The 21,367-nt window shown below is 71.9% G+C and carries 22 protein-coding genes and 1 pseudogene; 14 read left to right on the top strand and 9 right to left on the bottom strand.

Annotation, left to right across the window (positions count from 1 at the left end):
• The first annotated feature begins 124 nt into the window (after positions 1 to 124).
• The 4 genes and pseudogenes from E4U92_RS15925 (at position 125) to E4U92_RS15905 (ending at position 1,968) form a co-directional block, all read left to right on the top strand.
• A complete protein-coding gene (locus tag E4U92_RS15925) occupies positions 125 to 655 on the top strand; it encodes a hypothetical protein (protein ID WP_137301017.1) in 531 nt (176 codons plus the stop codon).
• 426 nt (positions 656 to 1,081) lie between these two features.
• Positions 1,082 to 1,268, top strand: a pseudogene (locus E4U92_RS15915) (IS5/IS1182 family transposase); the annotation flags it as partial.
• A 68-nt stretch (positions 1,269 to 1,336) separates the two neighbouring features.
• On the top strand, positions 1,337 to 1,582 hold the full coding sequence (locus E4U92_RS15910; RefSeq protein WP_137301016.1) for a DUF2283 domain-containing protein: 246 nt from the start codon (positions 1,337 to 1,339) through the stop codon (positions 1,580 to 1,582).
• Positions 1,583 to 1,707: 125 nt separating this feature from the next.
• Positions 1,708 to 1,968 carry a hypothetical protein gene (locus tag E4U92_RS15905; RefSeq protein WP_137301015.1) on the top strand — a complete coding sequence of 87 codons (261 nt, stop codon included), beginning with the start codon at positions 1,708 to 1,710 and terminating at the stop codon, positions 1,966 to 1,968.
• Positions 1,969 to 2,513: 545 nt separating this feature from the next.
• On the opposite strand, the gene E4U92_RS15900 is transcribed toward E4U92_RS15905, so the two are convergent.
• The 4 genes from E4U92_RS15900 to E4U92_RS15885 all read right to left on the bottom strand — a co-directional run bounded on the left by E4U92_RS15900 (position 2,514) and on the right by E4U92_RS15885 (position 5,940).
• Entirely contained in the window at positions 2,514 to 2,903 is a 390-nt protein-coding gene (locus E4U92_RS15900) for a hypothetical protein (protein ID WP_137301014.1), read from the bottom strand.
• A gap of 555 nt (positions 2,904 to 3,458) precedes the next feature.
• Positions 3,459 to 3,944, bottom strand: a complete 486-nt coding sequence (locus tag E4U92_RS15895) for a hypothetical protein (RefSeq protein WP_137301013.1) — start codon at positions 3,942 to 3,944, stop codon at positions 3,459 to 3,461.
• Positions 3,945 to 4,646: 702 nt separating this feature from the next.
• Positions 4,647 to 5,570 carry a hypothetical protein gene (locus E4U92_RS15890; protein WP_137301012.1) on the bottom strand — a complete coding sequence of 308 codons (924 nt, stop codon included), beginning with the start codon at positions 5,568 to 5,570 and terminating at the stop codon, positions 4,647 to 4,649.
• Between the two features lie 4 nt (positions 5,571 to 5,574).
• Complete coding sequence (locus tag E4U92_RS15885) at positions 5,575 to 5,940, bottom strand: peptidase inhibitor family I36 protein (protein WP_229862083.1); 366 nt, start codon at positions 5,938 to 5,940, stop codon at positions 5,575 to 5,577.
• 335 nt (positions 5,941 to 6,275) lie between these two features.
• Between E4U92_RS15885 and E4U92_RS15880 the strand changes: the two genes are divergently transcribed.
• Genes E4U92_RS15880 through E4U92_RS15860 form a run of 5 tightly spaced genes read left to right on the top strand, consistent with a single transcriptional unit; the run spans position 6,276 to position 11,366 of the window.
• On the top strand, positions 6,276 to 7,865 hold the full coding sequence (locus E4U92_RS15880) for an ABC transporter substrate-binding protein (protein ID WP_137301011.1): 1,590 nt from the start codon (positions 6,276 to 6,278) through the stop codon (positions 7,863 to 7,865).
• A gap of 23 nt (positions 7,866 to 7,888) precedes the next feature.
• A complete protein-coding gene (locus tag E4U92_RS15875) occupies positions 7,889 to 8,857 on the top strand; it encodes an ABC transporter permease (protein ID WP_137301141.1) in 969 nt (322 codons plus the stop codon).
• Positions 8,847 to 9,734: an ABC transporter permease gene (locus E4U92_RS15870; protein ID WP_137301010.1), complete on the top strand. Its 888-nt coding sequence runs from the start codon at positions 8,847 to 8,849 to the stop codon at positions 9,732 to 9,734. The genes E4U92_RS15875 and E4U92_RS15870 overlap by 11 nt, the downstream gene beginning before the upstream one ends.
• Positions 9,731 to 10,696, top strand: coding sequence for an ABC transporter ATP-binding protein (locus E4U92_RS15865; protein ID WP_137301009.1), 966 nt, complete (start codon positions 9,731 to 9,733; stop codon positions 10,694 to 10,696). Before E4U92_RS15870 ends, E4U92_RS15865 begins: the two co-directional genes overlap by 4 nt.
• Positions 10,689 to 11,366 carry an ABC transporter ATP-binding protein gene (locus E4U92_RS15860; protein WP_137301008.1) on the top strand — a complete coding sequence of 226 codons (678 nt, stop codon included), beginning with the start codon at positions 10,689 to 10,691 and terminating at the stop codon, positions 11,364 to 11,366. The genes E4U92_RS15865 and E4U92_RS15860 overlap by 8 nt, the downstream gene beginning before the upstream one ends.
• A gap of 63 nt (positions 11,367 to 11,429) precedes the next feature.
• Here E4U92_RS15860 and E4U92_RS15855 read toward each other — a convergent pair whose 3' ends face one another.
• The 3 genes from E4U92_RS15855 to E4U92_RS15845 all read right to left on the bottom strand — a co-directional run bounded on the left by E4U92_RS15855 (position 11,430) and on the right by E4U92_RS15845 (position 13,987).
• Positions 11,430 to 12,197: an alpha/beta fold hydrolase gene (locus E4U92_RS15855; protein ID WP_268253517.1), complete on the bottom strand. Its 768-nt coding sequence runs from the start codon at positions 12,195 to 12,197 to the stop codon at positions 11,430 to 11,432.
• A gap of 148 nt (positions 12,198 to 12,345) precedes the next feature.
• Positions 12,346 to 13,020, bottom strand: a complete 675-nt coding sequence (locus E4U92_RS15850; protein WP_137301007.1) for a pyridoxamine 5'-phosphate oxidase family protein — start codon at positions 13,018 to 13,020, stop codon at positions 12,346 to 12,348.
• 124 nt (positions 13,021 to 13,144) lie between these two features.
• A complete protein-coding gene (locus E4U92_RS15845; RefSeq protein WP_137301006.1) occupies positions 13,145 to 13,987 on the bottom strand; it encodes an alpha/beta fold hydrolase in 843 nt (280 codons plus the stop codon).
• 61 nt (positions 13,988 to 14,048) lie between these two features.
• Here E4U92_RS15845 and E4U92_RS15840 point away from each other — a divergent pair, with 61 nt between their 5' ends.
• From E4U92_RS15840 to E4U92_RS35920, 4 genes are all read left to right on the top strand, one after another.
• Positions 14,049 to 14,525 carry a MarR family winged helix-turn-helix transcriptional regulator gene (locus E4U92_RS15840; protein ID WP_137301005.1) on the top strand — a complete coding sequence of 159 codons (477 nt, stop codon included), beginning with the start codon at positions 14,049 to 14,051 and terminating at the stop codon, positions 14,523 to 14,525.
• A gap of 106 nt (positions 14,526 to 14,631) precedes the next feature.
• A complete protein-coding gene (locus tag E4U92_RS15835; RefSeq protein ID WP_137301004.1) occupies positions 14,632 to 15,258 on the top strand; it encodes a hypothetical protein in 627 nt (208 codons plus the stop codon).
• Positions 15,259 to 15,424: 166 nt separating this feature from the next.
• Positions 15,425 to 15,661: a hypothetical protein gene (locus E4U92_RS15830; RefSeq protein WP_137301003.1), complete on the top strand. Its 237-nt coding sequence runs from the start codon at positions 15,425 to 15,427 to the stop codon at positions 15,659 to 15,661.
• A gap of 152 nt (positions 15,662 to 15,813) precedes the next feature.
• Complete coding sequence (locus tag E4U92_RS35920; RefSeq protein ID WP_168725128.1) at positions 15,814 to 15,981, top strand: hypothetical protein; 168 nt, start codon at positions 15,814 to 15,816, stop codon at positions 15,979 to 15,981.
• Positions 15,982 to 16,077: 96 nt separating this feature from the next.
• Here the strand turns inward: E4U92_RS35920 and E4U92_RS15825 are convergent, their stop codons facing one another.
• Positions 16,078 to 17,568, bottom strand: a complete 1,491-nt coding sequence (locus E4U92_RS15825) for an MFS transporter (RefSeq protein WP_229862080.1) — start codon at positions 17,566 to 17,568, stop codon at positions 16,078 to 16,080.
• Positions 17,569 to 17,791: 223 nt separating this feature from the next.
• Positions 17,792 to 20,068, bottom strand: coding sequence for a catalase (locus E4U92_RS15820; protein WP_137301001.1), 2,277 nt, complete (start codon positions 20,066 to 20,068; stop codon positions 17,792 to 17,794).
• A 362-nt stretch (positions 20,069 to 20,430) separates the two neighbouring features.
• On the opposite strand from E4U92_RS15820, the gene E4U92_RS15815 reads away from it, so the two are divergent.
• Positions 20,431 to 21,342: an SGNH/GDSL hydrolase family protein gene (locus E4U92_RS15815; RefSeq protein ID WP_137301000.1), complete on the top strand. Its 912-nt coding sequence runs from the start codon at positions 20,431 to 20,433 to the stop codon at positions 21,340 to 21,342.
• Positions 21,343 to 21,367: the final 25 nt, after the last annotated feature.

The following is a 21,367-nucleotide window of genomic DNA, read 5'->3' as shown; positions in this document are numbered from 1 at the left end:
CCGTACGGCCCGAACGGCCCGTAGGGGCGCCTGCGGCCTGTGCCACGCGCCGCGCGGTGGGTACCCGGCGGTGAGCCCGGGGACCGGAACGGCCCCGCGGTCCGCCACGACGAAGGGGCACGCCATGACGGACGTGCAGACCTCCCGCACCGCCCACCGGGACCGCGCGCACGGCGGCGGTCCCGACCTGCTGGGCATCTACCTCAACGACCACCTCATGGGCGCCACCGCCGGCGTGGAGCGCGTCCACCGGCTGGCCCGCACGGCGCGCGGAACGGACCTGGGCGCCGCGCTGGAGCCGGTCGCCGCGGAGTTCGCCGAGGACCGGGCGGCGCTCCTGGCGATCATGCGGGACCTGGACGTCCCCGTCCGGCGCCACAAGGTCGTCGCGGGCTGGGCGGCCGAGAAGGCGGGCCTGCTGAAGACCAACGGCCGCCTCGTCCGCCGGTCCCCGCTCAGCACGGTCCTGGAACTGGAGGTGCTGCGCGCGGCGGTGGAGGGCAAGGCGGCCGGCTGGCAGGTCCTGCGCCGGCTGGCCGAGTCCGACGCCCGCCTGGACGCGCACCGCCTGGACACCCTCCTGGGACGCGCGGCACGCCAGCGGGAGACCCTGGAGGAGTGGCGGGTCCGCCGCGCTGTGGAGGTCTTCGGCTAGACCGTGTCCGCAAAGTCGCTCCCCCCGGAGGGGCCCCAGCCCCGCGACGCCCGGCACGCGCGCTCCCTGCAGGATCCGTGACGTCTCGACCGCGTGGGCGACGAGCGGTCGGTCCTCATGATCGTCGAGCTTGCGAACGGTAGCCGGCGCCTCCGGCAGGTTGCGTCCCTTGGCGCCAGCCCTGCGGAACCGGAACGGTCGGGGGTCAGAGGGCCGACTACGACGCTGACGATGACGCCCGACAAGGGCAAGACCGACGTCCAGCGCGATGAGGAGGGTCGAATCGTCGGCGTCGGCGCAGAGGGAGCCGGCGAGGACCGCGAGCAGGACGACACCGACGCCGCTGCCGAGTCCGCCCTGCTGCACTTCTCCAACCCGCGCGACGCGGCGCCAATCGATCACGCCGCAGGAGCCAGGAAGTTCGGGTTCGGACGCCTGCTCCGGGCCTCCCCTGCCCTGTCAGGTGCCGCCCACGACATCAAGGCGCGCACCCACGGCATCATCGCCCACCCTGGAGAGTTGGCGGCTCCCGCGCAAACTCCGTTGCGGTACCACCCGCATCACCGACATCGTCAACGTCGTCCTGACCCTGCACCGCATCACGGCAACCTGAGATCGCTGCGGTCGAGGGCATCGACGAAGCAGCGCCACCATCAGCGACAGCAAGGAAGACCCCTCGTTATGACAGATGTCAGAGTCACCTATGACAAGACTGTCAACGCAGCGTACGTATACCTGACCGAACCGCGAGCGCGCGTGAAGTCCGCGCGCATGTACCCCTGCAATCCGGTGGATGTCGACGGCATGATCAACCTCGACTTCGACGAGCAGGGCCGCCTCATCGGCATCGAGGTGTTGGCGGCCAGTTCGAAGCTGCCCGAGTACCTGCTCCGGTCCGCGGAGCGACTTGACGCCGAAGGTGCATGACCAGCCGAGCACCACGCTCGCGGCGAAGAGGTCGGAGGCCCGGAGCCACAACCCCGCCCCACCGCTCGTCCGTTCACCCCCACACGCCATAATGATCACCTCATCAGCAGCTCCCAGGGGGGATCATGGGCTTCATCAACAACGCCAAGGCCAACGAGGCGACCAGAGCAGCCGAACAGGCATACACCGAAGGCCGACAGGTACTGACCTTCAAGATCATCGAAGCGAACTCCTCGAGCCGCCACACCGGTGTCATGACCGGTGTCGGTGAGCAGATCGAAGCCATCGAAGCCCAAGGCTGGACGCTGACCAACATGGCCGCAGCAGAGAGCAAGGCGCTGACCGGCGAACGCACCGGCCTCATCTGCCTGTTCCGCCGACGCTGACCACCCCCACCCGTACGGACAGGGCCCGCTGCAGCGCAAGAACGGCTGGACGCACCGAAAACTCCCAGATCAGCGTCTTCCTCGCCTACGCCACGAGACGTGTCCAGGATGCCGAGGGCGCCGTTCGGGAGCGAGCGGCAGCAGCGGGATCCTGCAACGGCTTGGCCAGGGCGACGAAACTGAGCCCGTCCGGGTCCGGGCCCTCTTAGGCCGCCAATGCCTCGAACAGCGGCCTCACTCTCTCCCAGCCAGGACCCGATGTGATGGTGCAGCTCCTGGATGCCGGGGAGCGAACCGAACGGACTCTGCGCCGGCTTCATGCGGGTGTCGGCCCCGACGTGGGGGTGGATCAGCTGCCCCTCCGCGCCACCGGGTGCGGCTGGGCGCCGCCGGTGAAGCGGACGGAATCCGGCGAACCTGCCTGGCAATCGGTCCAGCTTCAGTGTGAGAGGACACCGCGGCCCCATAGCGGGCCGGTCAGCCAGGACGAAGACGAACAGGCACACCCAGAAGGTGTGCACCCGACCAGGTCCACGCCGAGAGCGTCAGCACTTCTCTTTCCGCGCCTGCTGGATCAGCGGCTCGGCTTTGTCCAGCGTGAAGGTGACCTGCCAGGTCTGGGCCGCGCGATGCAGGGTGTCGGCGAACTCCTGGTAGCCCTGATCCTGTTCAGCCGCGTCGCCGGCGCGGTTGATCGCCGTATACAAGTACTGCTCGGCGGTCTGGTAGTAGGGATCGGTCAGATTGGACGGCCGGGGGCGGGCGAGTTGATCGGTCAGCTGCTGCAGGGAGGCGCAGGCGGACTTGGCAGACTCGCGCGCCGCCACCGTGGCCTTGGAGGGCGTCGAGTCGCAGGCCGCCAGGGTGAGCGTGGACGCCAACACCAGGTGCAGGGGCAGTAACAAGCGATGTATCAGCCGACGTCGACTAGTCATGGGTCAATGCTAGTCAGCATGACGGCCTGATCATCCGGATATCGGGTGGGCTCGCAGCCCCCAGCCCGCCTCTAAGCCTTGTCTGCTCTGGCCTGGTGTGCTCTGGCCTGCAACGCGGCCATCGACCACGGCACCGCTTCCGCCCACTCTCGCCTCAACGCCCGCGCACCTCGGCGGGTTCGTCACCCGCGACGGTAGGAGCCAGCTACACGATCCCCTGCCAAAACCCCCGCGTAGCACCCCAGCGAGGAACCACGCCCACCTAAATTCACCCGGATGCACTGGGCCGGACGGTCCCCCCCGTTCCCCCTCCTCCCCGGCGGCCGCTTGAGTGATGCGTCCCCGCGACCACGCGGGACCCAGCCCGTCATCCGGCGCCACTGGGCGCCGTCAGGACGGCCGCCAGGCGCACAAGAGGGTGTCCGTGGCGGAGGAGTTCCAGCTGCCGACTCTGACCTGCGGACGGGTTAGCCCCACAACCTTCGGGAGCGTCCGTGCAAGGTCGCACCGGGGCGTCGGCCGACACGTGCCTCGCGCTCAACCGTCTTGACCTCCCTACAACCGGTCCCCCGCGCTGGGTGGTTCCGGCGGATGCATCCCGCCACCGTCCTTGACGTCCACTTCACAGGTGCGTCGGTCGTACGACTGATCATTGGGGATCAGCAACACTCCGGCCACCTGCTCAGGGTGCTCAACGGCGAGCCAGTCGTCGCCCGTCAGGGGACCGTCGGCCGGCCCGAACGCTTGTGACGAGGAGATCGTCTGACACCCCAACGCCACACGCTCCCTATCCACCGCGCAGGCGTCCACTGCGGGGTCGGAATACCCGTCGGCGCCCTCGAAGCGGAAGTGGAAATGGACCCGGTCGCCCTCGGAGGGCACCTGCGGGTGAGGCCCAAGGCTCCAGTCAGCAATCGCAGCGGTGACGCCGAGAGGCTGCCCATCCGTGTCCACGACCTGCACCCTGTCAGCCGCCTCACCGCGCTCCGCCATCGTGTCGGTGCAGCCCCAGGAAGCGCAGCCGGAGAGGGCGAGGATCATCGTAGCCAGCGGGGCAATGGCGAATACCCGTGCGGGGAACACTGAGATGACCTCCGGTGGGGCGGGGCGGGGAAGTCTATCCCGGGGTCTGACAGCTACGGTGACGGCGGCGATGCCGTAGCGTGCTCTCTGGCCGCCGTGCACGGGTACCTTCTCAGCCGTACCGTACGCGTGCCCCATCGATGCCCAGTCGATGCGATGAAGTCCCTTGAACGGCCCGGCGCATGCTGAGAGGCACGGCGGACCGTGCAGTCCGGAGAAGCCCCGGCTTCTGCGGCGGACGGTCGCCGCGCTTCGACCCGGCGGACTAGAGATCGCCGTCCGCTGTGACACGAACGACCGTCCTGTTTGCCGCCGTCAGCGAGTAAGTGTGGCCCTCGGTCGTCGCACGACGGGATCCACGCTCCACCTCGCGGGCGTCTCCGCCTCACCGTACGGTGTCAGCACGCTGGTCCCTCGTACACGGTTCCTCCGAGATATGGGACAAGCCGCAGACGATGGCTTGATCGGCGTTGTCCGTAGGCTGTGCCCACGGGCCTCAGGGTTGACACGGTCTGGCGGATCTGTGGGCTGGATGTCGGCGAGGGGCGGTTCGACGGGGACGGCTTGTCGTTGTTCGTGGTGTGCGCGTGCTGCGGCAGCGAGGCCGGGATCGAAGACAGCACCGCGACGGCGGTCCGTCGGTACAGCGAATCTCAGATCCTAAGGCGTCCGTGCGGCGGTCGTCGCCGTCGGCCGGCCGCCGGGCGGGGAGCTGAGTGCTCGCTTCCTCAGATCGGCCAGCTCGGCCACCTGCCGGCGCGCGGACGCGGGCAGGGCGGCCTCCGCACGTTTCTGGGCGGCGCGCACGGCCCCGGCCAGGTCGCTCCGGCGTTGGCAGGCCGCGTCCCGCTCGGCGAGCCGGAGTTCACGGCGGCCGACGGCCTGCAGAGCGACCCGGTCGCTCCCGGCCCTGTTCGCGGAGTCCTGGATCGCCCCGCGCGCATCCTGCAGCGTCGCGAACGGCTCGCCGTCGGCCCGCAGGCAGTCGGCCCAGGTCCGCTGCGCCCGGCGGAACCCGGGGTCGGCGAGGACTCGGTCGATCACCCGCGCGGTCAGCCCCGTGACGGTGAGTCGGGCCTGCTCCCACTCACTGCCGTACATCGCCCGCCGTCCGAGGTACACGCAGCCGTCCGTGTTGATCCGCAGGTCGGGGCTGTTCGGTGCGCTGAGCGTGCGCACCTGCTTGCCCGTTCCCGTCAGCGCGTCGCGCCAGGCGGCGCGGCGCCCGGGATCCAAGCGGGCCAGGAGCTGCGCGTTGGGATCGGGGGGCGGACCGGCCAGGAGGTCGGCGGTGAGGCCGTACCCGTCCCTCGCGGCCTGCTCCTCGGTCAGCAGTCCGTACGGGTTGTCCGCCACCGTGCGACCGACGGGAACCTCGCGGTAAGGGAAGCCCCGCTGCCGCATGCAGGCGGCGACGGCCCGCTCCTCGGACCGGTGGAGGGACTTCGCCTGCTCCACGGAGGCAACGGCCGCCCCGCCGAACGGCGCGGGCGGCGGGTCGTCGCCCCGGTGGGCGGGTGCCGGTGAGCACCCGCCCACCGCCAGCAGGCACAGAGCGATCACGACCGCTGGTCGGGCGCGCATGCCATCAACACCAGTGGTTGGAGGCGATGTTCTTGTAGAACGGGGTGCCGGAAAGGTTGCCGTTGCCGTAGCCGCGGGGAATGTCCATATGGCTGCCGGACCTGCTGAGACCGCTGTAAATGGTCACCGTGCACTGGGTACCGGAGTTGGACACCGACACCGCGTTGTTGAACTTGGTGTACTGGAGCAGGTTGTCGTTGTTGCCGTACACCGTGCCCGGGTCGCCCGCATAGTTCGCGGACAGGTACGCGCAGAGCGCACCGGAGGGGCACGTGTCGGCGGTGGCCGTCGTGGCTGATCCCACGGCCAGGCCCAGGGCGGCTGCCGCGATCGCGGCTCCGCTCGCCATGACCTTTTTGAACATGCTCATCTCCCGTTTTTCCGCCGGGACTTCCGCCCGGCCGAGCGGTCAGAACGGAGCCATCATGTGCGCACAATTCTTACGTGTACCAGTCAATTACCGGTCACTCGCTCAGCACCCTCGAGTACCGGCCATCTGCTTCTATTCCAGCCGCTCCCCGGGCGGTCTTTTCCTGCGGTATTCCAGCCAGAACGGCTGGACCCCGCGGTCCGAAACGAGCCGCCGCCTAATGCGAGCGAAGCCCCCCCGGGGCTCCCCGGGCGGACTGCCACCCGACCTCCCCACCCGACCCTTGTTGCGCATAGTATGCAACAGCTTTCGATCATCAATAAGGGTGGGACGTCATGACGGTTCGACGGATACGGACAGCCGCCGCCACGGCGGCGATACTCACGGGTGTCTCAGCGTGCTCGGCCCCCGGCAGCAGCACCGGCAGCGGTGCGGGGGCCGATTCCGTCGTGATCGGGGTGGCCTCCGAGCCGGACACGCTCAGCCCGCTGCTCGGCTACGGCAAGGACGGCAACTCGAAGATCTTCGACGGCCTGCTCGCCCGCGACGCCGGCCTGGAGTTGAGACCGGCCCTGGCAAAGGCGCTGCCCGAGGTCGCCGCCGACGGCCTGACCTACACGTACACCCTGCGCCAAGGCGTGAAGTTCAGCGACGGCGAGCCGCTGACCTCCGCCGACGTCGTCTTCACGTACGACAAGGTCCTCGACGCGAAGACCAACAACACCTACCGCAGCGAACTGGACGCCATCGAGGACGTACGGGCGGACGGCGACGACAAGGTCGTCTTCACCCTGAAGTACCCGTACGCGCCCTTCGCCGGGCGGACGGTGCTGCCCATCGTCCCCGAGCACGTCGCGGGCGAGCAGGACCCCAACACCGGCTCCTTCCACACCGAGCCGATCGGCACCGGCCCCTACCTGCTCACCTCCTGGAGCAGGGGCGAGAAGCTCACCTTCGAGGCCAACCCCGGCTACTGGGGCGGTGCGCCGGAGGTCAAGAAGGTGACCATGGCGATCGTCAAGGACGACGACGTGCGGGCCACCCGGCTGCGCTCCGGCGACCTCGACGGCGCGGTCCTGCCGCCCCGCCTCGCCGCCACCTTCAGGAACGACGAGTCGAGGAAGACGTACGACGCGAAGACGTACGACTTCCGCGCGGTCGCCCTCCCCCAAGCGAACGAAGTCACCGGTGACCGCGCCGTCCGCCAGGCCCTGGACGCGGCCGTGGACCGGCAGGCCATGGTCGCCGAGATCCTCGACGGCGCCGGGCGTCCGGCGTACGGGCCGCTGCCCGTCGACGACCCATGGTTCGCCCGGGGCATCCAGCGCGGGCAGGACCTCGCCGAGGCCCGGCGCATCCTGGACCGGGCGGGCTGGCGGAGCAGCAGCGAGGGAGGCATCCGCGCCAAGGACGGGCGGCGGGCGTCGTTCACCCTGCTCTACCCCTCCGGCGACAAGGTCCGCCAGGACCACGCCCTCGCCTACGCCTCCGACGCCAAGAAGGCCGGGATCGAGGTGAAGGTGGAGAGCGCCACCTGGGAGGTCATCGAGCCGCGGATGAGGACGGACGCGGTGCTGGCCGGCTTCGGCAGCAGCGGCGACCCCGACTACGGCCTCTACACCCTGCTGCACTCCTCCCTCGCCGGCGACGGCTTCAACAACATGGCCCGTTACGACGACCCGGCCGTGGACGAGGCGCTCGACACCGGCCGCCGCACCTCGGACGAGGCGACCCGCAAGGCCGCCTACGACGGCCTCCAGCGCGAGCTGGTGAAGGACCCCGGCTACACCTTCCTCACCCACATCGACCACGTGTACGTCCTCGCCGACCGTTGGCAGGCCCTGGCCACCCAGGTCGAACCGCACGAACACGGCTTCTCCTCCGGGCCGTGGTGGAACCTCCAGGCCTGGCGGCCGAAGAAGTGAACATCTCCCTCCCCTGGGCGGCGATGGCACGACTGGTGGGGCGACGGCTGCTGTTCGCCGCCCCGATCCTGCTCGTCGTCACCTTCGGCGTCTTCGCGATCGCCGCCGCGTCCCCCTTCGACCCGGTCAAGGCGTACGCCGGCACGGCCGCCCTCGGCGCGGACGCGGACACGCTGGCACGGCTGCGGGAGAACCTGGGCGTGGACCGGCCGTTCACCTCGCGCTGGTGGCACTGGGTGACCGCAGCGGTCACGGGCGACCTCGGGCACTCCAGCGTGATGCGGCAGCCGGTCTCCCAGGTCATCGGCGAACGGCTCGCCTGGTCCACGCTGTTGTGCGCGGTCGCGTTCGCGGTGGCCGTGTCGGCGGGCACGGTCCTGGGCGTGCTGGCTGCCCGGCGCCCGGGATCGCTGTTGGACCGGGCCGTGACGTCGCTGGCCTACTCGCTGGAGGCGGCGCCCGTCTTCTGGCTGGCCCTGCTGGTCGTCTGGCTGTTCGCCCTGCGGCTGGGCGTGCTGCCGGCCGGTGGCCTCACCGACACCGCGAGCGAGCAGGTCTCAGCCGCCCAAGTGGTCCGTCACCTCGTGCTGCCGGCCGGAGTCCTCGCCGTCTCCCAACTGCCCTGGTTCACCCTGTACGTCCGTCAGGGCGTCGGCGACGCCCTCGTCGAGGACCCCGTACGCGGAGCCCGCGCACGGGGGGTGAGCGAGCGCACGGTCCTGCTCGGCCACGCCCTGCGCTCCGGCCTGCTGCCGGTCCTCACCCTGGTCGGCTCCCGGGTGCCCGAACTCATCACCGGCGCACTGCTGGTGGAGAGCGTCTTCAGCTGGCCCGGTATCGCGGCGGCCACCGTCCAGGCGGCCACCGCCGTGGACTTCCCGCTGCTGGCCGCCCTCACCACGCTCGCCACCGCCGCGGTGCTCGCCGGCAACCTCCTCGCCGACCTCCTCTACGGCCTGTTCGACCCGAGGGTGACGTTCGATGACATGTGACCCCGCGACCACGGCCGAACCCGCCTGGCGGTCCCACGGCACCGAGCGCCGCTCCACCCGGGCGGTGCGCGTACGCGTCTGCGTCGTCCTGGTGGCCGCGACCGTACTGGCCGTGCTCCTCGTCCCGCCCCTGGTGCGGCTCGACCAGCAGGCCGTCGACCTGTCCTCCAGACTGCTGCCGCCGAGCCGGTCGCATCCCTTCGGCACCGACGACCTCGGCCGCGACCTCCTCCTGCGCTGCGTCTACGGCCTGCGGGTGTCCCTGCTGGTCGGGGTCGCGGCGGCGCTCACGGCCACCGTCATCGGCACCGCCGTCGGAGCGACCGCCGGTGCGCTGGGGGGCTGGGCCGACCGCGGTCTGATGCGGGTCGTCGACACGTTCTCCTCCGTGCCGCACCTGCTGATGGGCATCTTCATCGTGGCCATGTTCCGGCCCGGGGTGTGGCCGGTGATCGTGTCCGTCGCGCTCACCCACTGGCTGTCCACCGCCCGGATCGTGCGCGCCGAGGTGCTGTCCCTGCGCGCCCGCCCGTACATCGACGCCGCCGTCTCCGGTGGCGCGTCCCGGTGGCGGGTGACGGTACGGCACCTGCTGCCCGCCGTCCTCCCGCAGGCCGCGCTGGCCGCCGTCCTGATGGTGCCGCACGCCATGTGGCACGAGTCGGCGCTGTCGTTCCTGGGGCTCGGCCTGCCCACCCACCTGGCCAGTCTCGGCAACCTCATCCAGGCAGCGCGGGGATCGCTGCTCGCCGGGCAGTGGTGGCCGACCCTCTTCCCGGGCCTGCTCATCATCGTCCCCACGCTCGCCGTCGCCGGCCTCGCCGGTGCCTGGCGGGAACGGATCAACCCGCGCCGCCGATCGGAGCTGATGCTGTGACCGACCGAGAAGCGGTCCTGTCGGTACGGGGGCTGTCCGTGCGCTTCCTGATGCCGGGCGGGCGGCGGATCGCCGCCGTCACCGACGCGCACTTCGACGTGGCGGCCGGCGAGTGCCTCGCCCTGATCGGCGAGAGCGGCTGCGGCAAGTCGGTCCTCGCCTCCGCCCTGCTCGGCCTGCTGCCCGCCAACGCCCGGACGGCGGGCGAGGCCCGGCTCGGCGACCTGGACCTGCTCGCCGCCGGCGAACGGACACTGGCCCGGACGGTACGGGGTCGCCTGGTCGGCCTCATCCCGCAGAGCCCCGCCGCCCACCTCACGCCCGTGCGCACGGTCTGCTCCCACCTGCGGGAGACCGTGGCCGCCCTGACCGGGACGCGAGGACGGGCCGCCCTGCGCGCGGCGGCCGAGGCAGCCGCCGCACGCGCCGCCTTCCCCGCCGATCACCTCGACCGCCACCCGCACCGACTCTCCGGCGGCCTCGCCCAGCGCGCCGCCACCGCCCTCGCCCTCGTCGGCGACGCGCCGCTGCTCCTGGCCGACGAACCCACGACCGGCCTCGACCGCGACCTGGTCGACCCCACCGTGGACGAACTGCGCCGCCACGTCGACACCGGCCGTCGGAGCCTGCTCGTGATCACCCACGACCTCGCCGCCGCCCGGCGCATCGCCGACCGCGTGGCGGTGATGTACGCGGGCCGGATCGTCGAACTGACCGACGCGCGGACCTTCTTCGGCACGCCGGGCCCCCGCCACCCGTACAGCCGGGGTCTCCTCGAGGCCCTCCCCGACCGTGCCTTCGCTCCCCTGCCCGGCATGCCGCCAGAACTCGGCAGCCTCCCCCGAGGCTGTGCGTTCGCACCCCGCTGCGACCGGGCGACCGACGCCTGCACCGCCCTCCCCCGGCTCGCCGACGGCGTCGCCTGCCACCACCCGCACCTTCCGGAGGGCCTCCGTGCTTGAACTGCGCGACATCACCGCCGGATACGACCCGGCCGCCCCCGTCGTGCGCCACGCCACGCTGTCCCTCGCCCCCGGCGAGAGCGTCGGCCTCCTGGGCCCCAGCGGCTGCGGCAAGTCCACCCTCGCCCGGGTCGCCGCCCTGCTGCACCGCCCCGACACCGGTACCGTGACGCTCGACGGCAGCCCCGTACGCGGCTGGCGCCACCGCGCCCCCCGCGCCCAGCGCACCGCCGTCGGCGTGGTCTTCCAGCAGCCCCGCCTCTCCGCCGACCCGCGGCTGCGGCTCACCGAGCTGATCACCGAGCCCCTGCGCGCCACCCACCGCCGGGACGAGATACCCCGGCGGCTGGCCGAACTGGCCCCGGCCGTCGGCCTGACACCCGACCTCCTGGACCGCCGGCCCCACGAGGTCAGTGACGGCCAGCTCCAACGCGCCTGCCTCGCCCGTGCCCTCGTGCTGCGGCCCCGCTGGCTGGTCTGCGACGAGATGACCGCCATGCTGGACGCCTCCACCACCGCCGCCCTGGTGGCAGCCGTCGAGGACTACCGCGCCGCCACGGGCGCCGGTCTGCTCGCCGTCGGTCACGACCACGTGCTCCTGCAGCGCTGGTGCGAACGCACACTGCACTGGAACGACGTCACCAGGACACGGGACCCAGCACCGCTGTGACACCGGGGCGGGAGACCGACGGCAGCCCGCCGTCCGGCCCCGCGGCGGTGGACGCGCGGCAGGTCACCGCGTGGATTCCTGTCGGCCGTCACACTCGGCGTCCCGCCGCACGGGAAGCGCCTGCTCGATGTGTCGGGCCAGGCTCTCGGGGTCGTGGGCGTGCGCGAGGTGGCCCTGGCCGGGCATCGTCACCACGCGGGCCCGGGGCAGGGCCGAAGCGAACGAGGCGAAGGCGTCACCGTACGGCGGGACGCCCTCGTTCTCGCCGCCGAGCAGGAGTGTGACGGGCACGTCGAGCGTGCCCAGCTCCGGCAGGTCGGCGTGGTGCCGGTCGAGGGCCGTCAGCTCCCGGGCCAGCGGGACAGCCAGTCGCCGCAGCACGTCCCACACCGCGCTGCGGCGCAGTTGCGCTACGTATTCCGCGGAGAACCCCGACACGTCGCGGTTCACGATCTCCACGGCCCGGTCCAGGTCACCGGCCTGGTCGGCTTCCCACAGCGCGGGGAGCACGTGACGGCCGAAGGGCCGTACGACAGGCTCGTAGAGGGTGAGCGAGTGCATGGCCGAGGGGCGTCGCGCCGCAGCCTCCAGCGCGACGAGCCCCCCGAAGCTCCAGCCGAACAGGTCCAGCCCGCGCTGCGCACCCTCGGCGGTCATGATCTTCTCGACGACGTGGTCCAGGTCGTCGATCTCGGTGCGCACCGAGTAGTCCGCACCGAGCTCACCGCTGGGCCGACGTCCGCGCCGGTTCAGTACGTAGACCGGTCCGGCCACCTCCAAGGCGTCCACGACCGGCTGCCAGGCTGCGGCATCGGCCATGACCCCCGGCACGATGAGCAGTGGCCGGCCCGCGCCCTCCCGCCGGGTGAGAGTGATCCGGACGCCGTCGCGTTCCACCTCGAGCACGGTGCTGTGCCTCCCAGCTCGCCGACTGGCCGTAACTCTGACAAGGCGTAACTGCCGCACGGGCCCCCCGACTTCAGCCGTGCCGGGTCCCCTCGCGCCGTCCGATGTGTGCCGGCACAGGGGTGTCCGGGGGCAGCAGCGGGTCGGGGACGGGGGCGCCCCAGACCTGGGTGAGGGGGAGGGTTCCGGCCCACAGACCCAGCTCGGCGTCGGGGCCGTCGCCGTCGTCGGGCGCGCCGGTGCGGATCTTGACGGAGGCCTCCTCCAGGGAGACGGCGAGCAGGGTCGTGGCAGCCAGTTCCTTGCGGTTGGGGCGGCGCGCGTACGACCACTGGCCCGGTGTGGCGTGCTCGGCGAGCCGGCGCAGGCCCTCCAGCTTCTCGTCGGGGTCGGCGACGGTGCGGGCCTCGCCGTGGATCACGGCGCTGCGGTAGTTGACACCGTGCTCGAAGACGGAGCGGGCGAGGACCAGGCCGTCCACGTGGGTGACGGTGACGCACACGGGAGCGGGGCCGGCGAGGCTGCGGCTGGCGACGGAACCGTGGACGTACAGCCACCGCTCGTCGCGGCCGTAGACGGTCGGTACGACGAGCGGCCGTCCGTCGATCACCACCCCCAGGTGGCAGATGAACCCGGCGTCCAGGATCGCGTCGAGATCCGCCCGGGCCAGGCTGCCCTGCTCCCGGAGACGGCGATGCCGGGTGCGATCGGTGAGCGGGAGGGCGGAGGGAAGCGGCTGTGGCGTCATACGAGGAAACTACCGAATGCGCATGCCTTCGACGACACTTGCGACTAAATCTGTGGTTCGACAACCGACGAACAACGAAATCAGTAGCGCAGGCCGCCCTCGGCGCGCGTCACCAGCACGAGCCTCAGGAGCCGACGGGCAGTTCCTGGTCCAGGGCGTGGAGGAAGTCCGTGAGGATCCGGGTGTACTCCTCGGGGCGTTCGAGGTTGGGGAAGTGCGCGGCGTCATCGATCACGGCCGTCCGGCCCCGTGGCGCACTGCGGGCGATGGACTCGGCCATGGCTCGCAACTCGGGTGTGTCCTGTGCGCCGTTGAGGGCGAGGACGGGGACGGCGATCCGGTCGGCCCGGGCAGCGAGGTCCTCGACCGCGACGTGGTGGTCGGGTTCACCGGGAGTGTGCTTGCCGATGGTGCGCTGACGCATCTCGCGAAGACGGGTGTAGATCTCGGGCCGGACGGCTTCCCGCGGTCGCTCGGGGCCGTGCGCCCAGGCGTCGCTCGCCCGGTGCCACGCCTCGATGTCACCGGCAGCCAGGGCCCGGAACTGCGCGGCCCCGGCTTGCCTGGCCCACGGCTCGGTGAGTTCGCGTTCGCCCGTGCCGCCGCCGGAGATGACCAGGGCCCGGACCAGATCGGGGTGTTCCAGCGCGGCCCCGACGGCGATCACCGCACCCATGGAGACGCCGACGAGCACGGCGGGTCCCACGCCCAGGTGTCGGAGCAGCTCGGCGAGGTCGTCCTCCTGACGGAACGGGCGGCTCGCGTTGGCGGACCGTCCGTGACCGCGAACGTCGGGCGCGATGACGCGGAACTCCCGCGCGAGGGCCGGGATGCACTCGTCCCACATGGTGTGGTCGAGGAAACCCGCGTGCAGCAGCACGACGGGGGCGCCCGGGCCACCGGTGTCGCGGTAGGCGAGCCGACCGTCGGCGGACGCGAAAGAACGGAGATCGGAAGCTTCTCTCATGACAACCAGGTTGTCATGAGAACGAAAGGATGACAACTCGATTGTCATTTATCATCGGTGGATGAGTGATGGAGAACGCCTGCTGCCTCCCGACGAGGCGGGCCCGCGGCTCATGGAGGTCTTCGCCCTCGTGGGACCGCTCTACCGGCGGGTGCAACGCAAGATCGAGCAGGACGCCCCGCGGCAGGGTCTGTCGGTGGGAGTGCGCGCGGTGCTCGATCTGCTGCGCGAGCACGGACCGATGACGGTCCCCCAGATGGGCCGAGCGCAGTCGATCAGCCGTCAGTTCGTCCAGCGGATGGTCAACGACGCCGCGGCGGACGGCTTGGTGGAGGCCGTGCCGAACCCCGCGCACGCCCGGTCCTCGCTGATCCGCCTGACCGACGCCGGCCGCACCGCGATCGAGGCCGTCGTCGCCCGCGAACACGCGCTGCTGCGCGAGGCGGCGGACGTCCTCACCGCAGCGGATGTGGACGCGTGCGTCCGGGTGCTCAGCCGGATGCTCGCCCTGTTCGCAGATGCCGAGGACAACAGCTAGCCGACAGCTCGGGCCGGATCAGGCCGGCGCGTGGGCCTCGGCCCGGGTGAGCGCCTCTCCCCGCCCCGTCCTCACCGGGTGCCGATGCCGAACTAGTCTTCGGGCCATGGCCTTGCGACCTGACGAGTTCCACGACCACGCGCTGACCGCTGCGGACGGTGAGCGTCGGCTCCCGCTCGCGCGCATGACGGGGTGGGACATCAGCCCGTTCGAACCGGACGGCCTGCGCGTCGCGCCGCTGCGCCCTCCCGTTCTGCCCGAGCCGCCGCGACACGGCGAGGACCCCTCGAACTGCGACGCGTGCCGTGACCGGGGCGACGGAATCTGGTTCAACGACCAGTGGCGGCTCACCCGGATCACGGGTGTCGGTGTGCCGCTGGTGCTCATGCTGTATCCGCTCGAGCACCATGACATGGCCGACCTGCCCGACGAACTGGCAGCGGAGCTGGGGGTCCTGTCCGCTCACATCGTCCGTCACGTGCAGGGCCTGCCCCACATCTCGCGAGCCCACATCTACCGCATCGGAGACGGAGCCGCACACCTGCACATCTGGTTCTTCGCCCGGCCCGAGGGACAGAGCCAGCTCCGCGGGTCATGGTTGCCCGTCTGGGACGACCTGCTGCCGGAGTACCCGGCGGAGGCCGCAGAGGCGGACGCGGCGGTCGTGGCGGACGCACTGGTCGCCTCCGTCGGAGGCCGTCGCTCGGCCACCGGTGCGTCGCCACGCGACTGAGCGACGGTCAGCAGGTGCGCCGGACAACCCCGCAGCGCTTCTGCGTCGTGCGCGTCGATGCAGGGAAGAGGACCATGTGTCGCCGGCCCGGACGGCCAGGGCGGCACCCCAGGCGAGGACACACGAGGGTGCGCCCCCGCCCCGAACGCAAGACAGGAGGCCGTCAGTGACCGCCGTTCCCGAGGGCCGCGACTGGACCCGTATGAGGCGGGCCGACTTCGACGACTGCGCCCCGCTCGACCTGGTCGACGAGGAGGACGCGGCGCTCGGCCGTCCCGTGCCCGCCGTGCCCGACGCGTGCGGGACGCAGGCGCTGTTCGGGAAGGCCCCGCAGCCGCCGCGCCCCCGCCGCACCCGCGCGCCGGCCCCCGCTCCGGCCGAGGACACCGACCCCCTGTTCTGAGGCCCGGGGTCCCGCACCCGGTCCGCCCAGGGCCTCGGACCCAAGTCGCGGTCCCCCTCGAAGACTTGCGTCTGGAGACGCGTCCGCCGGGCATACGGGTCTCACGCGAACGACCTTCACTCCCCTACCCGTTCGCGTGGAAGGAGCCCGAGATGCTCGGCATCGTGGCCGCAGTCCTGTTCTTCGTCAGCTTCCTCGTCAACGCCGCGGACATCAGCACCAACGACACCTTCTCCTCGGTGAACATCATGCTGCTGGGGCTGACCGCGCTCGCCCTGCACGTCGCGGGGATCGGTTCCGGCTGGGCCCGCAGACGGTGACCCGGCGTGCAACGGCGGCCCGGGTGTGCACCACCCGGGCCGCCGTTCCACGTCGTGCCGCGCGGTGTCGTGACGCGCGGTGTCGTGACGCGTGGGTCAGCGTCGTCCCGACGCCGCCTCGGTCGCCCGGTAGAGGCGTCCGGACGTGGTGATCAGGTCCTGCTGCTCCTGCTTCGAGCCGACCATCGGCTGCGAGCCCTTCAGCGGCACCTGGGCGCTCTCCGGCAGGAAGCGGACCGTCACCAGCCCGATGACGCCGGCCGCGATCAGGTAGTACGCGGGCACCAGGTCGTTGCCGGTGGCGTCGACCAGGGCCGCCGTGAACAGCGGGGTGGTGCCGCCGAACGCGGCGACCGCGATGTTGAAGCCGATGCCCATGGCGGCGTAGCGCACCGCGGTGGGGAACAGCGCGGGCAGCGTCGCGGCGCTCGGCGCGGCGAAGCCGGCCAGCAGCGTGGCGAGGATCAGCACGCCGAGGATCGGCAGCCACGTCCCGTGCGCCTTGAGCAGCAGGAACGACGGGACGGCGAGGAGGATCATGCCGATCGCCGAGACCGCGTACACCGGACGCCGTCCGACGCGGTCGCTGAGCCGGCCGACGAAGGTGATGAGCACCACGATCCAGACCATCGCCACCAGCACCAGCACGTCGGCGGAGCCGCTGGAGCGGCCCAGGGTCTCCGTCTGGTACGTGGGCAGGTAGCCGGTGACCATGTAGTTGGTCACGTTGTAGAGGAGCACCAGCCCCATGCAGACCAGCAGGGGCCGCCAGTGCTCCTTGACGATCGACCGCAGCTCGCTGCCCGCGGACGCCTGGGCCAGGCTCTTCTCGTGGCTGTCGAGCTGCTGCTGGAAGGCAGGCGACTCCTCCAGCTTGAGCCGCATGTAGAGGCCGATCACGCCCAGCGGTCCGGCGATGAGGAAGGGCACGCGCCAGCCCCAGGCCAGCATCTGGTCGTCGGTGAGCGCGGCGTTCAGCGCGGTGACCAGGGCCGAGCCGAGCGCGTAGCCGACGAAGGTGCCGAAGTCGAGCCAGCTCGACAGGAAGCCGCGCCGCCGGTCCGGCGAGTACTCGGCGACGAAGGTGGTCGCGCCGCCGTACTCACCGCCGGTGGAGAAGCCCTGCACCATGCGGGCGACCAGCAGGAGGATCGGCGCGGCCACGCCGATCGTGGCGTAGCTGGGGATCAGGCCGATGGCGAAGGTGCCGACCGCCATCATGATCATGGTGGTGGCGAGGACCTTCTGCCGGCCCAGCTTGTCGCCGAGCGGCCCGAAGACGAGACCGCCGAGCGGGCGCACCACGAACGCCGCGGCGAACGTGGCGAAGGACGAGATCACCTGGGCGGCGGGGGACGCCCCGGGGAAGAACACCTTGCCGAGGGTGGCGGCCAGGTAGCTGTACACCCCGAAGTCGAACCACTCCATGCAGTTGCCGAGCGCCGAGGCGCCGACCGCACGGCGCAGCAGGGGGCGCTCCACGACCTGCACGTCGTCCTCGCGGAAGGCGCGCTTGTTGCGCCTCAGCCTCCGCAGGAGGTCGGTGCGTACCTGTTCGGGGAGTTCCGCCGGATGTGCGTCGGCCACAGCATGGCGCCTTTCGTGTGGGGTCAGGTGCACGTCGGCGCGGGCCGTGGCACCGGCGGGGGGGCCGGTACGGGCCGCGGGGCACGCGGGACCGCGTGCGCGCCGACAAACAACGGGGGCGGCGCAGACCTCCCCAGGCAGCGCCGCCCCCATCTCCGTTCGTGCGTGTGCCCACCCTTACCCGGACCACACCTGTGTCTGTGGTCACATGATCCAGGTCACCTCACACGGCCGCCGGGAAGCGTTCCCAGACCCGGTGCGCGCCGAGCAGGCGGAGGACCTGCTGGAACGCGTCCGTGCCGCTGTCGGCCAGGACCACACCGGGCGCGTCGGCGGGCACCCGCGCCGCCTCCAGCGCGGCCTCGGCCCCGTGCCAGGCGCCGATGGCCTTGCCGTGCCGGAAGGCCTCCGACAGCAGCAGCCCCACCCGCGGGTCGGTCACGCCGACCGCGCCGATGCCGAAGCCCGCCTTGGCGTCCCGCGCGCCGTACGCGTCGGCTCCCGCGCCGGGCAGGCCCGCGACCAGCAGCGCGTCGAACTCCACGGACCGCGCGGTGGCGTAGGTGCGCTGCACGGTCAGGGCGTCCTCGCCGGTGCCGAGCTTGCCGCCGGCCGGGGCGATGACCAGGGGCACCATGTCCGCGGCGAGGACGGCCTCGCGCACGGCGCGCACGCCCTCCAGGTCCCCGTCGGGTCCGGCGACGATGCCGACGATCCGGCCGTCGACCGGCCAGGTCTGCCCGAGCTGCGACAGGGCCGGGCTCGGCTCGACGTCGGCGAGCGGGACGGTGGGCTCGGGCGCCGGCAGGCCGAGGCCCGCGGCGACCTCGGAGCACAGCACCGGGTCGATGTTGGCGAGGACCTGCAGGGTGCGCTCCTTGACGGCCTGCTCGTAGCATTTGCCCAGCTCGAAGGTGTAGGCGGCGATGATGTGCTCGCGCTCCACCGGGGTCATGCTGAGCCAGAACCGGCGCGGCTGGCTGAAGTGGTCCGCGAACGACTCCGGCGCCGCGCGGACCTTGGTCGCCTCGGGCACCGGGACCGGCGTCTCGACGTACGCGCCCGTGTCGGCGCCGGCGGTGAACGGGCAGCCGCCGTCGAGCGAGTTGGGCCGGTAGGGGGCGACGCCGCGGTGGACGGCGGTCTGGTGCATCCCGTCGCGCAGCATGTCGTTGACCGGCGCGTGCGGGCGGTTGATCGGCAGCTGCGGGAAGTTGGGCCCGCCGAGCCGGGTGATCTGGGTGTCGAGGTAGGAGAAGAGGCGGCCGGCCAGCAGGGGGTCGTCGGTGACGTCGATGCCGGGCACCAGGTGGCCGACGTGGAAGGCGACCTGCTCGGTCTCGGCGAAGTAGTTCGACGGGTTGCGGTTCAGGGTGAGCAGGCCCACCGGCTGCACCGGCGCCAGCTCCTCCGGCACGAGGTTCGTGGGGTCGAGGAGGTCGATGCCCTCGAACGTCTGGTCGGGCGTGTCCGGGAACGTCTGGATGCCCAGTTCCCACTGCGGGTAGGCGCCCGCCTCGATGGCGTCCGCGAGGTCACGGCGGTGGTAGTCCGGGTCCACGCCGTTGATGATCTGGGCCTCCTCCCACACCAGGGAGTGCACGCCCAGCTTGGGCTTCCAGTGGAACTTCACCAGCGTGGTGCCGCCCTCGGCGTCCACCAGCCGGAAGGTGTGGACGCCGAAGCCCTCCATCGTGCGGTACGACCGGGGGATGCCCCGGTCGGACATGTTCCACAGGGTGTGGTGGGTGGCCTCGGTGTGCAGGCTGACGAAGTCCCAGAACGTGTCGTGGGCGCTCTGCGCCTGGGGGATCTCCCGGTCGGGGTGCGGCTTGCCGGCGTGCACGATGTCCGGGAACTTGATCGCGTCCTGGACGAAGAACACCGGGATGTTGTTGCCGACCAGGTCGAAGACGCCCTCGCTGGTGTAGAACTTCGTGGCGAACCCGCGGGTGTCGCGGACGGTGTCGGACGAGCCGCGCGAACCGAGGACCGTGGAGAACCGGACGAACACCGGCGTCTCGGCGTCGGGGGCCAGGAACGCCGCCCGGGTCACGGAGGAGGCCGTGCCGTAGCTCTGGAACACACCGTGCGCGGCGGCGCCCCGGGCGTGGACGACCCGCTCCGGGATGCGCTCGTGGTCGAAGTGCATGACCTTCTCGCGCAGGTGGTGGTCCTGCAGCAGCACGGGGCCGCGCGGCCCGGCCTTCAGCGAGTGGTCGGTGTCGTACAGGCGGGTGCCCTGGGCGGTGGTGAGCCGGCTACCGGACTGGGCGACGTCGGCCTGGTCGGCGCCGGTCGGGTGGCCGGTCGGCGACATGGTGGCCGGGCCGCTCTGGTCGGGCTTGGGCGGCAGCGGTTCGCGCGGTTCGGTGGGCTCCGTCACCGACGGCGACTGCGGTCCCGGCTTGCCCGGGACCCCCTCCTCCGGCGCGGCCATGCCCTGCAGGGTGTCCGAGACCTTCCGTACGGCTCGCTTGAGGGGGTTCTCTTCCGTCATGACCGTCGTTTCCTCGCATCGGATCCGGGGGCGGGTGGGCGGATCCGCTCGGCACGGGACGCCGCACGTCACGGCGGGCACCGGGCGAGCGGCGCGAACGCCCCCGCCGGAGCACGCACGGCGCGGGCCCGGTCCTCACGGACCCGCGACGCGTACCCAGGCTCCGATGATCAAAGCCTCGGGGGGACGGAATCACCCGGCCGCCCGGCCCGACTTGCGCACCCGCCCTCCATATTCGGCCGTGCCGACCCCTGGCTCTCGCGACCTACCGGCCGGTATACATGCGCAGTCGAGCGTGCGCGGCCCGCCCCCGCGTCCCGGGGGCGTGCCGCGCCGCGACCCGATCGAGGGGGAGGACTGCCATGGCAGACGGCACAGCGGACACGGGCGGACGGAGACGGGGCCGACGGGCCGCCACCTGGACGGCCGCGCTCGGGGGGTGCGTCCTCGTGGCGGCCTCCACCGCTCCGGCGGCGGCCCACGGCCCCGGCCGGACCACCGACTACACGGCCCTCGGCGACTCCTACACCTCCGGGCCGCTCATCCCCCGCCAGGTGGACGCCGACTGCGCGCGCTCGGACCACAACTACCCCTCGCTGGCGGCCGCGACGCTGCCCGGCGTGGTGCTCAAGGACGTGAGCTGCGCGGGCGCCACGACCGAGCACATGGGGAAGGCACAGGGCACCAACGGCCCCCAGCTCGACGCCGTGGGGCGCGACACCGACCTGGTGACGGTGCAGATCGGCGGCAACGACGTGGGGTTCGGCTCCATCATCGCCACCTGCGCGCAGGTCGCCGCCCAGGACCCGACGGGCGACCCCTGCCGCCGGCACTACGGCGCCGGCGGCGTCGACGAGCTGACCGTGGCCGTCGCCCGGACCGCGCCCAAGGTCGCCCGCGTCCTGCGGGCCGTCCACGCCCGCGCGCCGCACGCCCGGGTGCTGGTCGTGGGCTACCCGGACCTGCTGCCCGACGACGGCAGCGGCTGCGCCCCCACGGTGCCGTTCGCCACGGGCGACTTCCCCTACCTGCGCGACACCGGCAAGCGCCTGAACCTGATGCTCCGGCTGGTGGCGTCCTGGAACGGCGCCGAGTACGTCGACACCTACGGCCCCACGGTCGGCCACGACATGTGCAAGGACCCCGCCGACCGCTGGATCGAGCCGCTGCGGCCGGCCTCGCCCGCCGCTCCCGCCCACCCGAACGCCAAGGGCGAGGAGGCGATGGCGGGCGCCGTGCTGGACCGCCTGCGCACGGGCCGCGGGCACCACTGACCGGGCCGTCCGCGCGCCGGGGCGG

Origin of the sequence: Streptomyces galbus, from assembly GCF_005280195.1 — a bacterium.
In the GTDB taxonomy this organism is placed as follows: Bacteria; Actinomycetota; Actinomycetes; order Streptomycetales; family Streptomycetaceae; genus Streptomyces; species Streptomyces galbus.
Note: the sequence above shows the minus strand (reverse complement) of the source record. Positions and strands in the feature narration are given on the sequence as shown.

What these genes read in the sequence shown, in the direction of transcription:
- E4U92_RS15925 (WP_137301017.1), top strand. Translation starts at nt 125, where the DNA reads ATGACGGACGTGCAGACCTCCCGCACCGCCCACCGGGACCGCGCGCAC.
- E4U92_RS15910 (WP_137301016.1), top strand. Translation starts at nt 1,337, where the DNA reads ATGACAGATGTCAGAGTCACCTATGACAAGACTGTCAACGCAGCGTAC.
- E4U92_RS15905 (WP_137301015.1), top strand. Translation starts at nt 1,708, where the DNA reads ATGGGCTTCATCAACAACGCCAAGGCCAACGAGGCGACCAGAGCAGCC.
- E4U92_RS15900 (WP_137301014.1), bottom strand. Translation starts at nt 2,903, where the DNA reads ATGACTAGTCGACGTCGGCTGATACATCGCTTGTTACTGCCCCTGCAC.
- E4U92_RS15895 (WP_137301013.1), bottom strand. Translation starts at nt 3,944, where the DNA reads ATGATCCTCGCCCTCTCCGGCTGCGCTTCCTGGGGCTGCACCGACACG.
- E4U92_RS15890 (WP_137301012.1), bottom strand. Translation starts at nt 5,570, where the DNA reads ATGCGCGCCCGACCAGCGGTCGTGATCGCTCTGTGCCTGCTGGCGGTG.
- E4U92_RS15885 (WP_229862083.1), bottom strand. Translation starts at nt 5,940, where the DNA reads ATGAGCATGTTCAAAAAGGTCATGGCGAGCGGAGCCGCGATCGCGGCA.
- E4U92_RS15880 (WP_137301011.1), top strand. Translation starts at nt 6,276, where the DNA reads ATGACGGTTCGACGGATACGGACAGCCGCCGCCACGGCGGCGATACTC.
- E4U92_RS15875 (WP_137301141.1), top strand. Translation starts at nt 7,889, where the DNA reads ATGGCACGACTGGTGGGGCGACGGCTGCTGTTCGCCGCCCCGATCCTG.
- E4U92_RS15870 (WP_137301010.1), top strand. Translation starts at nt 8,847, where the DNA reads ATGACATGTGACCCCGCGACCACGGCCGAACCCGCCTGGCGGTCCCAC.
- E4U92_RS15850 (WP_137301007.1), bottom strand. Translation starts at nt 13,020, where the DNA reads ATGACGCCACAGCCGCTTCCCTCCGCCCTCCCGCTCACCGATCGCACC.
- E4U92_RS15845 (WP_137301006.1), bottom strand. Translation starts at nt 13,987, where the DNA reads ATGAGAGAAGCTTCCGATCTCCGTTCTTTCGCGTCCGCCGACGGTCGG.
- E4U92_RS15840 (WP_137301005.1), top strand. Translation starts at nt 14,049, where the DNA reads ATGAGTGATGGAGAACGCCTGCTGCCTCCCGACGAGGCGGGCCCGCGG.
- E4U92_RS15835 (WP_137301004.1), top strand. Translation starts at nt 14,632, where the DNA reads ATGGCCTTGCGACCTGACGAGTTCCACGACCACGCGCTGACCGCTGCG.
- E4U92_RS35920 (WP_168725128.1), top strand. Translation starts at nt 15,814, where the DNA reads ATGCTCGGCATCGTGGCCGCAGTCCTGTTCTTCGTCAGCTTCCTCGTC.
- E4U92_RS15820 (WP_137301001.1), bottom strand. Translation starts at nt 20,068, where the DNA reads ATGACGGAAGAGAACCCCCTCAAGCGAGCCGTACGGAAGGTCTCGGAC.
- E4U92_RS15815 (WP_137301000.1), top strand. Translation starts at nt 20,431, where the DNA reads ATGGCAGACGGCACAGCGGACACGGGCGGACGGAGACGGGGCCGACGG.